This is a genomic window from Pseudomonas sp. Soil_N_39 (assembly GCF_057655955.1).
On record NZ_JBDGLI010000033.1, the window covers coordinates 15,766 to 28,246 of the forward strand.

The 12,481-nt window shown below is 63.5% G+C and carries 12 protein-coding genes; 7 read left to right on the forward strand and 5 right to left on the reverse strand.

Annotated elements, in window-relative coordinates; translation table 11 throughout:
- The first annotated feature begins 96 nt into the window (after positions 1–96).
- Both AC3A5O_RS28250 and AC3A5O_RS28255 read left to right on the forward strand, forming a co-directional pair.
- A complete protein-coding gene (locus AC3A5O_RS28250; protein WP_354338546.1) occupies positions 97–1,062 on the forward strand; it encodes a 2-oxoglutarate and iron-dependent oxygenase domain-containing protein in 966 nt (321 codons plus the stop codon).
- A gap of 84 nt (positions 1,063–1,146) precedes the next feature.
- Entirely contained in the window at positions 1,147–2,100 is a 954-nt protein-coding gene (locus tag AC3A5O_RS28255; RefSeq protein WP_060739317.1) for an adenosine deaminase, read from the forward strand.
- 184 nt (positions 2,101–2,284) lie between these two features.
- On the opposite strand, the gene AC3A5O_RS28260 is transcribed toward AC3A5O_RS28255, so the two are convergent.
- From AC3A5O_RS28260 to AC3A5O_RS28270, 3 genes are all read right to left on the reverse strand, one after another.
- Complete coding sequence (locus tag AC3A5O_RS28260; RefSeq protein WP_305469571.1) at positions 2,285–3,667, reverse strand: MFS transporter; 1,383 nt, start codon at positions 3,665–3,667, stop codon at positions 2,285–2,287.
- A 112-nt stretch (positions 3,668–3,779) separates the two neighbouring features.
- A complete protein-coding gene (locus AC3A5O_RS28265) occupies positions 3,780–4,514 on the reverse strand; it encodes an ArsR/SmtB family transcription factor (protein WP_122567210.1) in 735 nt (244 codons plus the stop codon).
- 141 nt (positions 4,515–4,655) lie between these two features.
- Positions 4,656–5,585, reverse strand: a complete 930-nt coding sequence (locus AC3A5O_RS28270; protein ID WP_305482546.1) for a LysR family transcriptional regulator — start codon at positions 5,583–5,585, stop codon at positions 4,656–4,658.
- Between the two features lie 114 nt (positions 5,586–5,699).
- Between AC3A5O_RS28270 and AC3A5O_RS28275 the strand changes: the two genes are divergently transcribed.
- Both AC3A5O_RS28275 and AC3A5O_RS28280 read left to right on the forward strand, forming a co-directional pair.
- Positions 5,700–6,713, forward strand: a complete 1,014-nt coding sequence (locus AC3A5O_RS28275; RefSeq protein ID WP_487753998.1) for a zinc-binding alcohol dehydrogenase family protein — start codon at positions 5,700–5,702, stop codon at positions 6,711–6,713.
- Positions 6,714–6,956: 243 nt separating this feature from the next.
- Positions 6,957–7,127, forward strand: a complete 171-nt coding sequence (locus tag AC3A5O_RS28280) for a hypothetical protein (protein ID WP_163006800.1) — start codon at positions 6,957–6,959, stop codon at positions 7,125–7,127.
- 1 nt (position 7,128) lies between these two features.
- Here the strand turns inward: AC3A5O_RS28280 and AC3A5O_RS28285 are convergent, their stop codons facing one another.
- Positions 7,129–8,331 (reverse strand): multidrug effflux MFS transporter, encoded by a 1,203-nt coding sequence (locus AC3A5O_RS28285; protein WP_487753999.1) that lies wholly within the window; start codon positions 8,329–8,331, stop codon positions 7,129–7,131.
- Between the two features lie 95 nt (positions 8,332–8,426).
- Positions 8,427–8,624 (reverse strand): heavy-metal-associated domain-containing protein, encoded by a 198-nt coding sequence (locus tag AC3A5O_RS28290; protein ID WP_122567214.1) that lies wholly within the window; start codon positions 8,622–8,624, stop codon positions 8,427–8,429.
- A gap of 148 nt (positions 8,625–8,772) precedes the next feature.
- Between AC3A5O_RS28290 and AC3A5O_RS28295 the strand changes: the two genes are divergently transcribed.
- From AC3A5O_RS28295 to cueR, 3 genes are all read left to right on the forward strand, one after another.
- Positions 8,773–9,156: a hypothetical protein gene (locus AC3A5O_RS28295; protein ID WP_122567215.1), complete on the forward strand. Its 384-nt coding sequence runs from the start codon at positions 8,773–8,775 to the stop codon at positions 9,154–9,156.
- Positions 9,157–9,348: 192 nt separating this feature from the next.
- The gene (locus tag AC3A5O_RS28300; RefSeq protein WP_487754000.1) at positions 9,349–11,742 is read left to right on the forward strand and encodes a heavy metal translocating P-type ATPase; all 2,394 of its coding nucleotides are present in this window, start codon (positions 9,349–9,351) and stop codon (positions 11,740–11,742) included.
- Positions 11,739–12,140 carry a Cu(I)-responsive transcriptional regulator gene (cueR, locus tag AC3A5O_RS28305; RefSeq protein ID WP_305469563.1) on the forward strand — a complete coding sequence of 134 codons (402 nt, stop codon included), beginning with the start codon at positions 11,739–11,741 and terminating at the stop codon, positions 12,138–12,140. The genes AC3A5O_RS28300 and cueR overlap by 4 nt, the downstream gene beginning before the upstream one ends.
- Positions 12,141–12,481 lie beyond the last annotated feature (341 nt).

Sequence of the window (12,481 nt, forward strand, 5' to 3'; positions counted from 1 at the left end):
AGCGGACTGACCTTCACCATCGATGTCGACAGATAAATCGCTATCGCGAGCAAGCTCGCTCCCACATGGGTCCGCGTCCAAATTCAGGAAAGCCGCATGAACAGCCTGCCCATCATCGACATCAGCCCGCTCTACGGCGATGAGCCCGACGCCTGGCAAGCCGTCGCCGGGCACATCGACCGCGCCTGCCGCCAGTGGGGCTTTTTCTACATCAAGGGCCATCCCATCAGCCCGGCGCGCATCGCCGAGGTGCTGGGCAATGCCCAACGCTTCTTCGCCCTGCCCGTCGAAGAAAAACTCAAGATCGACATCACCCAGACCCGCCACCATCGTGGTTACGGCGCCGTCGCCACCGAACAGCTGGACCCGACCAAGCCCAGCGACCTGAAGGAAACCTTCGACATGGGCCTGCACTTGCCGGCCGATCACCCCGAGGTGCTGGCGGAAAAACCCCTGCGCGGCCCCAACCGGCACCCTGATCTGAACGGCTGGGAAACCTTGATGGAGCAGCATTACCGCGACATGCAGGCGCTTGCGCAAACCCTGCTGCGGGCCATGACCCTGGCCCTGGGCATCGAGCGGGACTTTTTCGACACGCGTTTCAACGAGCCGGTAAGCGTGCTGCGCCTGATCCACTACCCGCCCCGCGACACCGCCAGTTGCGCCGAACAGCAAGGTGCCGGGGCACATACCGACTACGGCTGCATCACCCTGCTCTACCAGGACGCCGCCGGCGGCCTGCAAGTACGCAACGTCAACGGCCAGTGGGTCGACGCGCCGCCCATCGACGGCACCTTCGTGGTCAACCTCGGCGACATGATGGCGCGCTGGAGTAACGACCGGTACCTGTCTACGCCGCATCGGGTGATCAGCCCACTGGGAGTGGACCGCTATTCGATGCCGTTCTTCGCCGAGCCACACCCCGACACGCTGATCCAATGCCTGCCCGGTTGCCAGGATGACGCCCACCCGCCAAAGTACCCGACCACCACCTGCGCACAATTCCTGCTCTCGCGCTTCGCCGACACCTATGCTTACCGCCGGGAGCCCCACGCCGTGTAGTGGATCAGCCGGTCAGGTTTTACCCGACAGGACGGCCAGCCCCCTGTAGAATGCCCGCCATCGATTCGCTGATGAGAAAAGACCATGTACGACTGGCTGAACGCCCTGCCCAAGGCTGAACTGCACCTGCACCTGGAAGGCTCGCTGGAGCCCGAGCTGCTGTTCGCCCTGGCCGAACGCAACAAGATCGCCCTGCCGTGGAATGACGTCGACACCCTGCGCAAGGCCTATGCCTTCAACAACCTGCAGGAATTCCTCGACCTGTATTACCAGGGCGCCGATGTGCTGCGCACGTCCCAGGATTTCTACGACCTGACCTGGGCCTACCTGTTGCGGTGCAAGGCGCAGAACGTGATCCACACCGAACCGTTCTTCGACCCGCAGACCCACACCGACCGTGGCATCCCGTTCGAAGTGGTGCTCAACGGCATCGCCGCCGCCCTCAAGGACGGCGAGCAGCAACTGGGCATCACCAGCGGCCTGATCCTGAGCTTCCTGCGCCACCTGAGCGAAGAACAAGCCGAGAAAACCCTCGATCAAGCGCTGCCATTCCGCGAGGCCTTCGTGGCCGTGGGCCTGGACAGTTCGGAAATGGGCCATCCACCGAGCAAGTTCCAGCGCGTGTTCGACCGCGCACGCAACGAAGGCTTCCTGACCGTCGCCCACGCCGGCGAAGAAGGTCCGCCCGAGTACATCTGGGAAGCCCTCGACCTGCTGAAGATCCAGCGCATCGACCATGGCGTGCGGGCCATCGAAGATGAGCGGCTGATGCAGCGGATCATCGACGAGCAGATTCCATTGACCGTCTGCCCGCTGTCCAACACCAAGCTGTGCGTGTTCGACGACATGTCGCAGCACAACATCCTCGACATGCTCGAGCGCGGCGTGAAGGTGACGGTGAATTCCGATGACCCGGCGTACTTCGGCGGCTACGTCACCGAGAACTTCCACGCCCTGCACACCCACCTGGGCATGACCCAAGACCAGGCCAAACGCCTGGCGCAGAACAGCCTGGATGCGCGACTAGTAAAACCCTAAAGCCGACAATCAACCCTGTGGGAGCAAGCTCGCTTCCACAGGTTTTGATCGCCTGCACATCCCCGGTTGGACGCAGATTCAATTGTGGAAGCGAGCTTGCTCGCGATGGCGGTGTATCAGTCGACAGCGATGTTGGATGCCGGACCGCTATCGCGAGCAAGCTCGCTCCCACAGAGGAAGGTGTTTAGTCGGCGACGGGCGCTTCGCTCAACTCCTCCAGTGTCTTGCCCCGCGTCTCCATCCCGAACAACCAGACCACCCCCGCCGCCACGGCGAAGCACAGCGCGCCCAGGGCGAACACACCGCCCTGGCCGGTGATGGGAAACACCAGGCCGGTCACCAATGGGCCAAGCAGCGAACCGATACGACCTACCGCCGAAGCAAAGCCCGAGCCGGTGGCCCGGGCCGAGGTGGGGTACAGCTCCGGCGTGTAGGTGTAGAGCACCGCCCACATGCCAAACAGGAAAAACTGCATCAGCAGCCCGGTGCCGATCAACAAGCCGACGTTGCCGCCAAACACCGCGCTCTGCCCATACAGAAACGCCATCACCCCGCCGCCCAGCAACGTGATGATGCACACCGGCTTACGCCCCCAACGCTCCACCAGCCAGGCCGCCATCAGGAAGCCGGGAATCCCGCCCAGGGAAATCAGCACGGTGTAATACACCGACTGGGTCACGGCGAACCCCGACTGCTGCAACAACGCGCTGAGCCAGGACGTCAGGCCATAGAAACCGAGCAAGGCAAAGAACCAGACGCTCCAGATCATCATCGTGCGCTGGCGATACAGCGGCGACCAGATTTGCGCCAGGGCCGAAAAGAAATTGCCCGGCACACTCTCGACCCTGGGCAGGCGGATCGGCTCCGGCAGGTCGCGCCGTCCCAGCGAGGCCCGGACCTTGTCTTCAATACGCTTGAGCACCGCGTCCGCTTCGTCCCCCCGACCGGCCTGCTCCAACCAGCGCGGCGACTCGGGAATGAAGAAGCGAATCGCCAGGACAAACACCGCCGGCACCGCCAGCACCAGGAAGATGTCGCGCCAGCCGATCACCGGCAGCAGGAAATACGAGAGCACCCCCGCCGCCACGAAACCCAGCGGCCAGAAGCCGTCCATCAAGGCGATGTAGCGCCCTCGACGCTTGGCCGGGATCAGCTCCGAGAGCATCGACTGGGCAATCGGAAACTCCATGCCCATGCCGATGCCCAGCAGGACGCGAAACAACGTCAAGGTCTCCACGTCTTGGGCGGTGGAGCACAGGTAGCTGGCAATGCCCCACAACACGATGCTCCATTGGAACACCGGTTTGCGCCCGAAACGATCGGCCAGCATGCCCGACAGCGACGCCCCCAGCACCATGCCGAAGAAGCTGGAGCTGGCGAGCAGACCGGCCTGGGCGGTGCTCAGGCCGAACTCGGCTTTGATCGAGCCCAGCAGGAACGTCATCATCGCCAGGTCCATGGAGTCGAAGAAAAACGCCAGGGCGATGATGATGAAAATCACCCGGTGATACCCGCTGATGGGTAACCGCTCCAAGCGTTCCGCCGCGCTGTAACCGTGAATGTCCATGCTACCTCCCCAATCCGATGATTTCCCCGGACCGAGTGTGCGCGAACCTTACGGGTGGCGATTGCTGAATACGACCTGTCGACAGCCCTGAGCGACGCGCCAGGAGCGTTCCCTAGAACGCCATCTCCACGGCATCCTGCCGGGCGAACCGGTGGATTTCCTGTTGGCCGAGCGTCGTTACCTGCAAGGCCCGCGAATCGTTGGGCAAGGTCAGCCAACCCGACTGCATGAACAGTTGCAGCAACGCCGCCCCCAGCGCGCCACCCAGGTGCGGACGTCGCTCGCTCCAGTCCGGGCAGGGGCAGGCAACACGGGCATTGCGATGGGCCAGGGCCTGGATGAACAGGCCACGCTCGGCCAATTGATTGGCGCCCTTGTGCGTGACGACCACCCGTTGTTCGAACTGCTCGATCCACCCGGCGTCGAGCAGGCGCTGGTAAAGGTCGGCCGCCAGGGTTCCCCCCAGGTGATCGTCGCACAGCCTGGCCCGCATCAACGAAGCGGGGGCCGACGGGGCCTTGGTCGGCATGACCCGGCGCTTGAAGACATCCGGAATCTGCCGTGGCGTACTGACCAGGGTCGCGCTGGCCAGCGCTTCGACGGCTGCGCCGATTTCAGGCGCGGCCAGGCGGAAAAACCGCTTGCGGCCCCGGGCTTCGACTTTCAACAGGCCTCCGGCGGACAGACGCCCCAGGTGCGCATTGGCCGAGGACGGCGACAACCCGGCGAGCAACGCCAACTCCTCGGCCTGGCGGGCCGTGCCGTCCATCAAGGCCCACATCATTGCGCTGCGCTTGGGGTCAGCCAGCAGCGTGGCGATCTGGCTGATGCAAGGTGCATGTTCCATGTATTCACTCCCTGTTGAATCATTCGTCTACTGCTCTGGCGCAGGCGGTCGCTAGTATAAGCGCGACTATCGAGCTTTCCTGTCCTCCGGAAACCTTTGGAGGCGATTGTTCATGAGGGAAAATTCTCTATTTGCGCGCGACTAATGGCCGGGCCCCGTCGGGAGTGGAAATCGAGCCGTCAACTCAGCACAGCGGGCCTGGAGCATGTCCCGCAGAAGATTGATGGGTTTGCTCAATTGCGCCCGGTGGGCACACAGCAAATTGAGGGGCGCGCGTTCGCATTGCAGGTGCGGCAAGAGGATTTTCAAACGCCCGGCCAGCACATCGGTGGACACATCCAGCCACGATTTGTAGGCAATCCCGGCCCCCGCCACCGCCCAGCGGCGTACCACATCGGCGTCATCACTGAAACGGTCGCCACTGACGGTGAGGCTCACCTCCCGTTTGCCGTCATGAAAACCCCATCGGTCATGGACCCGGCTGCCCAGCATGTACAACAGGCAGTTGTGCTGGGCCAGTTGTTCCAACTGATGGGGTTCGCCCTGGCGCGCCAGATAATCCGGTGATGCACACAGCACCCGACGGTTATCCGGGGCGACGGGCAAGGCCACCAGGCTCGAATCTTCCGGCTCGCCATAACGAAGGGCGATGTCCACCGGCTGCTTGAACAGGTCGGCCATGCGATCGCCCAGCAGCAGCCGCACCGTCAGTCCCGGGTGCTCGCGCTGGAACGCATCCAGCCAGGGCAACAGCAAGTTGCGTCCCAGGTCTGACGGCGCGGACAACTGCAACACCCCGCTGACCTGATCCTGGCCACTGGTCAACAACCGCCGCCCTTCGTCAAGGCTGCTCAACGCGGCCCGGGCATATTCGAGAAAACCCTCGCCTTCCGCTGTCAGGCGCAGGCTACGGGTGGAGCGGGCCAACAGCCGCGCGCCAAGGTGCAGCTCGATCCGTTTCAACGCGGCACTGGCCACCGCCGCCGACAGGTCCATGACCCTGGCCGCGGCCGACAGACTGCCCAAGTCCGCCGCCCGGACAAACAATTGCAAGTCATCGAAGCGCAGCATCACGCCTCCATTATCAAAAAAGCATTGAAAGAGCCTGTTGTTTTAGCCGGTTTTATCTCGGCGATAAATAGCTAAATATGACCTTCATCGAAACTCACCTCACGGAGCCGCTTCATGAAAGCCATCGCCTACTACCACTCATTGCCCATCACCGACCCGCAATCGCTCCAAGACATCGAGCTGCCGGAACCGGTTGCCGGTCCCCGGGACCTGCTGGTGGAGGTCAAGGCCATTTCGGTCAACCCGGTGGACACCAAGGTCCGCCAGAACGTCCAGCCCGAAGATGGCGTCGCCAAGGTGCTGGGCTGGGACGTGGCCGGCGTGGTCAAGGCGGTAGGCAGCGAGGTCACGCTGTTCAAGGCCGGGGACAAGGTGTTCTACGCCGGCTCCATCGCCCGGGCCGGTGGCAACAGCGAATTGCACGTGGTGGATGAGCGCATTGTCGGCCACATGCCCAAGACCCTCGGTTTCGCCGACGCGGCGGCGCTGCCGCTGACGGCCATCACCGCCTGGGAATTGTTGTTCGAACGCCTGCACATCCAGGAAGGCCAGGACGACCAGGGCCAGAGCCTGTTGATCGTCGGCGCCGCGGGTGGCGTGGGCTCGATCCTGACGCAACTGGCCAGCCAACTCACCGGGCTGAAGGTGATTGGCACCGCGTCCCGTGCGCAAACCCAGGAATGGGTGCGCAGCCTGGGTGCCGACCTGGTGATCGACCACAGCCGCCCCTTGAGCGACGTATTGAAAGAAGCAGGCCAGCCCCAGGTGACTCACGTCGCCAGCCTGACCCAGACCGACCAGCATCTGGATCAGTTGGTCGAAGCCCTCGCGCCCCAGGGCAAACTGGCGCTGATCGACGATCCCAAGGCGCTGGACGTGACCAAGCTCAAGCGCAAGAGCCTGTCGTTGCATTGGGAGTTCATGTACACCCGCTCGCTGTTCGAAACGGCTGACATGCTTGAACAACACAAACTGCTCAACCGTGTGGCTGCCCTGATCGACGCCGGCACGCTGAAGACCACGGTGGGCGAACATTTCGGCACCATCAACGCCGAGAACCTGCGCCGGGCCCATGCCTTGCTGGAAAGCGGCAAGGCCAAGGGCAAGATTGTGCTTGAAAGCTTCTGACTGCACTGGGCAGTAGCCCTGCAAACAATCCTGTGGGAGCGAGCTTGCTCGCGATGGGGCCAGGTCAGGCAACATTGATGTCGGCGGGTCCACCGCTATCGCGAGCAAGCTCGCTCCCACAGGTGTTGCATCAACCTGGAACTGCACCGTCAGTCCGAGAATTGATCCTTGTCACAATTGCGATCGCATTCGGGTCTACACTCGAGGCCTTTGCAACGTAATCTTTTCGTGAGGAGGTCAGCAATGAAGATCCTGATAAAAGAAGTGGCAAAATCCCAATGGCAAGTGCGTCTTGACCAGCACGTCGTCACCTTTCGTACCGAGGCCGAAGCCCAGGCTTTCGCCACGACCTTGCAAGCGCGGATCCACGCCCCCCATCATTTCCCCGAACAGCAGCAGCGCGCGGCCGGCTGAGTCAGCCCTCGCGACTGGCCTGGGCCAATGCCCGGGCATTTTGCAGGCGACGGGTAAGCATGGCGGCACACACCACCAATAACCCGCAGAGACTGATGACCAAGGCCATCGGCACTGCGGTGCCGTCATGCAACGCGGCGACCAGCGCGGCGGCGCCCGCCGCGACCGAAAACTGCAGGCATCCGAGCATGGCCGAAGCACTGCCGGCCCGTGCGCCCTGCCCGTTCATGGCGCAGGCCGAGGCATTGGGAAGGATGCAACCCAGGCTGGCGATGCAGATAAACAGCGGGATCAGCAGCGGCCACAACTGCGCAGGTTGCAATGAGCTGACCGCCAGCAGGCTCAGCCCGGCGCCCAGGTAGACCCACACCGCGCGGCTCAGCAGGAACGCCGGGCCGCGCTTGGACAGCAGCCGGGCGTTGACCTGGGCAACCAGGATGAACCCCGCCGCGTTGGTGCCGAACAGCCAACCGAAATGCTCGGCGGGCACGCCATAAAGCTTGATGAATACAAAAGGCGAACCGGCGATGTAGGCAAACATCCCAGCGATAGCGATGCCCCCCGTCAACGCATGACCGAGATAGACCGAATCGGTCAGTAACCGGCCGTACTGGCGCAACGCGCCCGACAAGGGTGGTCGAGGCACATGGTCCGGCAAGCTTTCCGGCAACCACAAGGCCACGGCCGTTGCCGCCAGCGCGCTGAACAGGGTCAGGGCAATGAAAATCGACTGCCAGCCGTGCAGGTTCACCAGCAACCCGCCCAACATCGGCGCGAGAATCGGCGCCAGGCCCATCACCAGCATCAACTGCGAAAACACCTTGGCCGAGCCCACCGCGTCGCATTTGTCGCTGACCACGGCCCGGGAAATCACCATCCCGGCGCATCCGCCGAGGGCCTGGACGAAGCGGGCGCCGATCAGCCATTCGAGGCTCGGCGCATAGGCGCAGGCCAGGGACGCCAGGGTGAACAGGCCGACGCCAGTCAGCAGCGGAATGCGCCGGCCGAAGCGATCCGCCACCGGCCCATAGGCCAGTTGCCCAATGGACAAACCGAGGAAATAGGCCGCCAGGGTCAACTGGATGTGTTTTTCGTCAGTCCCGAAGGCGGTGGCCATCGCCGGAAAGGCGGGCAGGTAGAAGTCGATCGCCAAGGGACCGAAAGCGCTCAAGGCGCCAAGAATCAGAATGATACGGAGGTTCATCGGGCGTCCAGCTCAGGCGTCGTTCGACAGCCCGACAGTCTAGCCGTGCCGGGCGCGCTTGAACATTCCGATAGGTCGCTAACGATTAAAAAACTTCAAGCAGGACTGACCTCATAGCCCTCCTTCTGGATGGCCGCGAGCACGGCATCGGCCGCCAATGAGCTCTGGACCCGGACGGTCTTGGCACCCAAGTCGACTTGCACATCGGCCGTCGGGTCCTTGGCCTGGACAGCCTGGGTGATGGCCTTGACGCAGTGGCCGCAGGACATTCCCTGAACATTGAATGTTTGCATGAGATGACTCCTTGGAATTGAGGTTGGCGCCAGTCTCAAGCTTGCCATCATGGCAAGGTCAAGTTCTGACAAAAACTGCCGGGCTGGCAATCGGCATCGCCCTCAGCCAAGCTGCACACATCAAGGATTTAACACCGGAGGTTCAGCCATGCGCTGGTCAGCGTTCAGCCTGTTTTGCATGCTCGGTTTTTCAGCGGTGGTGCCCCAGGCCTCGGCCGCCGGCGAAGACTACGGCGTGGTGATCATTTCCCGCGAACGCCTGGAAGTGTCGACCAATTGCGAAATTGGCATCTACATCCAGGATCAGCTCTCGGCCAGGCTGTTCCAGGAGCAAAGCACCTCGTTCAACCTGCCGCCGGGCCAGTTTTCCTTGCGCCTGAAGTTGCTGCCGGGGCAGGCGCCGGGTTGCAATCCGGGCATGCTCGCCCCAGGGTCGCAGAACATCACCCTCAAGGCCGGCGACATCTTGAAATTCCGCATCGCCATGACCCAGGAAGGCATGTTCCTCAAATCGGCCGGCCTCGGTTACTGACACGCCACTCATCTTTGTGGCTGCGAGCCCCTGTGGGAGCGAGCTTGCTCGCGATGACGGCCTGACATCAACATTGATGTCGACTGACCTCCCGCTATCGCGAGCAAGCTCGCTCCCACAGGAGATTGGCGCTTGACCTTGCCAACATGGCAAGGTTGATCCTGTAGTCATTCACTACAGGGAGCCCGACCGATGTCCGAATCCACCACATTCGATCTACCCATTGCCGGCATGACCTGCGCCAGCTGCGCCGGGCGGGTCGAGCGGGCCTTGAGCAAAGTCGCCGGTGCCAGCGCCGTCAGCGTCAACCTGGCGACGGAACTGGCGCGTGTCCAGGCCCCCGAAGGCAGCCTGCCGGCCTTGAAGCAGGCCGTCGAGCAGGCGGGCTATAGCGTTCCCGTGCACACCCTGGAATTGAACATCCAAGGCATGACCTGCGCTTCCTGTGTCGGCCGGGTCGAACGGGCCCTGGGCAAGGTCGACGGCGTGAACAGCGTCAGCGTCAACCTGGCCAACGAGCGCGCCCACCTCGAACTGCTCGGCCAGGTGGATGGGCAAACCCTGATCGATGCGGTCAAGCGCGCCGGCTATAACGCCACGGTCTGGCAGGCCGAGCAGGTCGCCGACACGCAAAGCAAGCGTCTGAACCGTGAACGCCTGGCACTGGTGCTAGCGATTCTACTGTCCGTGCCGCTGGTGCTGCCGATGCTGCTGGAACCATTCGGCGTGCATTGGATGCTCTCGGCCTGGGTGCAGTTCGCCTTGGCGACACCGGTGCAATTCATCTTCGGTGCACGTTTCTACGTCGCCGCCTTCAAGGCCCTGCGGGCCGGTGCCGGGAACATGGACCTGCTGGTGGCCCTGGGTACCAGCGCCGGCTACGGCTTGAGCGTCTATGAATGGGTGATCGCCCGTCCCGGCAGCATGCCGCACCTGTACTTCGAGGCCTCGGCCGTCGTGATCGCCCTGGTGTTGCTTGGCAAATACCTGGAAAGCCGCGCCAAACGCCAGACCGCCAGCGCCATCCGCGCCCTCGAAGCCTTGCGCCCGGAGCGTGCGATCCAAGTGATCGAGGGCCAGGAACGGGACGTTGCCATCAGCGCCCTACGCTTGAATGACCTGGTGCTGGTCAAGCCCGGCGAACGCTTCCCGGTGGACGGCGAAGTGCTGGAAGGGCAGAGCCACGCCGACGAAGCGCTGATCAGCGGCGAAAGCCTGCCGGTGCCCAAGCAACCCGGCGACAAGGTCACCGGCGGCGCCATCAACGGCGAAGGCCGGCTGCTGGTCCGCACGCAAGCCTTGGGCACCGAAACCGTCCTGGCGCGCATCATCCGCCTGGTGGAAGACGCCCAGGCCGCCAAGGCGCCGATCCAGAAACTGGTGGATAAAGTCAGCCAGGTCTTCGTCCCGGTGGTGCTGGTACTGGCCTTGGCGACGTTGATCGTCTGGTGGCTTTACGGTGCGCCACTGGAAACGGCGCTGATCAACGCCGTTGCGGTGCTGGTGATCGCCTGCCCCTGCGCCCTGGGTCTGGCGACGCCCACGGCGATCATGGCCGGCACCGGCGTGGCTGCGCGCCACGGCATTCTGATCAAGGATGCCGAGGCCCTGGAGCGCGCCCATGAAGTCACGACCGTGGTGTTCGACAAGACCGGCACCCTGACCTCCGGCACGCCGCGCATCGCCCACTTGACCGCCCTGGACGGTGGTGAAGACGCGCTGCTGAAAATGGCCGGCGCGCTGCAACGCGGCAGCGAACACCCGCTCGCCAAAGCGGTACTGGACGCCTGCACCGAGCGCGGCCTGGATGTGCCGGATGTCAGCGACAGCCAGTCCCTGGCCGGACGTGGCATTGCCGGCAGCCTCGACGGGCGCCGCCTGGCCTTGGGCAATCGCCGGCTGCTGGACGAACTGGGCCTGGTCCCAGGTTCGCTAGCCGAGTCGGCACAGGCTTGGGAAACAGAAGGCCGCACGTTGTCCTGGTTGATCGAACAAGGCGCGGCGCCGCGGGTGCTGGGCCTGTTCGCCTTCGGTGACACCCTCAAGCCTGGCGCTCTCGCCGCCGTACAGGCCTTGAATGAACAGCACATCGCCAGCCATCTGCTCACCGGCGACAACCAAGGCAGTGCCCGGGTCGTGGCCCAGGCGCTGGAGATATCCAATGTCCATGCCGAGGTATTGCCGGCGGATAAATCCGCCATCGTCCAACAATTGAAGCGCCATTCGGTGGTGGCGATGGTCGGCGACGGCATCAACGACGCCCCGGCCCTGGCAGCCGCCGACATCGGCATTGCCATGGGCGGCGGCACCGACGTGGCGATGCATGCCGCGGGCATCACCCTCATGCGCGGCGATCCGCGACTGGTGCCGGCGGCGCTGGACATCAGCCGCAAGACCTACGCCAAGATCCGTCAGAACCTGTTCTGGGCGTTCGTCTACAACCTGATCGGCATCCCCCTGGCGGCGTTCGGTTTGCTCAACCCGGTGCTGGCCGGCGCGGCCATGGCGCTGTCAAGCGTCAGCGTGGTGAGCAATGCGCTACTGTTGAAGTTCTGGACACCCAAGCAGTTGGAGGACAAGCGATGAACATCGGCCAAGCGGCCCGCCAGAGCGGCCTGAGCGCGAAAATGATCCGTTATTACGAATCCATCGGCCTGCTCAGGGCTGCCCATCGCACCGACAGCGGCTATCGGATCTACGGCACTGATGACCTGCACACCCTGGCGTTCATCAAGCGCTCCCGCGACTTGGGGTTCTCCCTGGAAGAAGTCGGCAAACTGCTGACCCTCTGGCAAGACCGCCAACGCGCCAGCGCCGACGTCAAGGCCCTGGCCCGGCAACACATCGATGAGCTGAACCAGAAAATCCGCGAACTGGCCGAACTGCGCGACACCTTGCAGGACCTGGTAGAGCACTGCCACGGCGACCACCGCCCGGATTGCCCGATCCTCAAGGAACTGGCGTCGGGGTGCTGCAAGAATTGATGCCCTGCGCCAATCCCCTGTGGGAGCGAGCTTGCTCGCGATAGCGGTGGCTCAGCTTGCGGTGATGATGGAGACCCACAAGGGTTTTGGGAGCGGCACGGTCCTGTGGCGAGGGAGCTTGCTCCCGCTGGGGCGCGCAGCGGCCCCAAAAAAGCGATGAGCGCTGCGCACTCAAGCGGGAGCAAGCTCGCTCCCACAGGAGAAACGCGGTCTCGCCAAGAGCCAGGTCGGCTATCAGGCCGCCTCGTGGTGGACGTTGATTTCGGCGCCCCGTTAACCACGATGGCTGAACGAAGGTATTGCGCAGTGGGCAACCCGGCATGGATGCCGGGTTAGCCGCG

Coding starts and splice junctions, on each gene's coding strand:
- AC3A5O_RS28285 (WP_487753999.1), bottom strand. CDS start 8,331: ATGAACCTCCGTATCATTCTGATTCTTGGCGCCTTGAGCGCTTTCGGT.
- AC3A5O_RS28280 (WP_163006800.1), top strand. CDS start 6,957: ATGAAGATCCTGATAAAAGAAGTGGCAAAATCCCAATGGCAAGTGCGT.
- AC3A5O_RS28300 (WP_487754000.1), top strand. CDS start 9,349: ATGTCCGAATCCACCACATTCGATCTACCCATTGCCGGCATGACCTGC.
- AC3A5O_RS28290 (WP_122567214.1), bottom strand. CDS start 8,624: ATGCAAACATTCAATGTTCAGGGAATGTCCTGCGGCCACTGCGTCAAG.
- AC3A5O_RS28260 (WP_305469571.1), bottom strand. CDS start 3,667: ATGGACATTCACGGTTACAGCGCGGCGGAACGCTTGGAGCGGTTACCC.
- AC3A5O_RS28250 (WP_354338546.1), top strand. CDS start 97: ATGAACAGCCTGCCCATCATCGACATCAGCCCGCTCTACGGCGATGAG.
- AC3A5O_RS28265 (WP_122567210.1), bottom strand. CDS start 4,514: ATGGAACATGCACCTTGCATCAGCCAGATCGCCACGCTGCTGGCTGAC.
- AC3A5O_RS28295 (WP_122567215.1), top strand. CDS start 8,773: ATGCGCTGGTCAGCGTTCAGCCTGTTTTGCATGCTCGGTTTTTCAGCG.
- AC3A5O_RS28275 (WP_487753998.1), top strand. CDS start 5,700: ATGAAAGCCATCGCCTACTACCACTCATTGCCCATCACCGACCCGCAA.
- AC3A5O_RS28255 (WP_060739317.1), top strand. CDS start 1,147: ATGTACGACTGGCTGAACGCCCTGCCCAAGGCTGAACTGCACCTGCAC.
- AC3A5O_RS28270 (WP_305482546.1), bottom strand. CDS start 5,585: ATGCTGCGCTTCGATGACTTGCAATTGTTTGTCCGGGCGGCGGACTTG.
- cueR (WP_305469563.1), top strand. CDS start 11,739: ATGAACATCGGCCAAGCGGCCCGCCAGAGCGGCCTGAGCGCGAAAATG.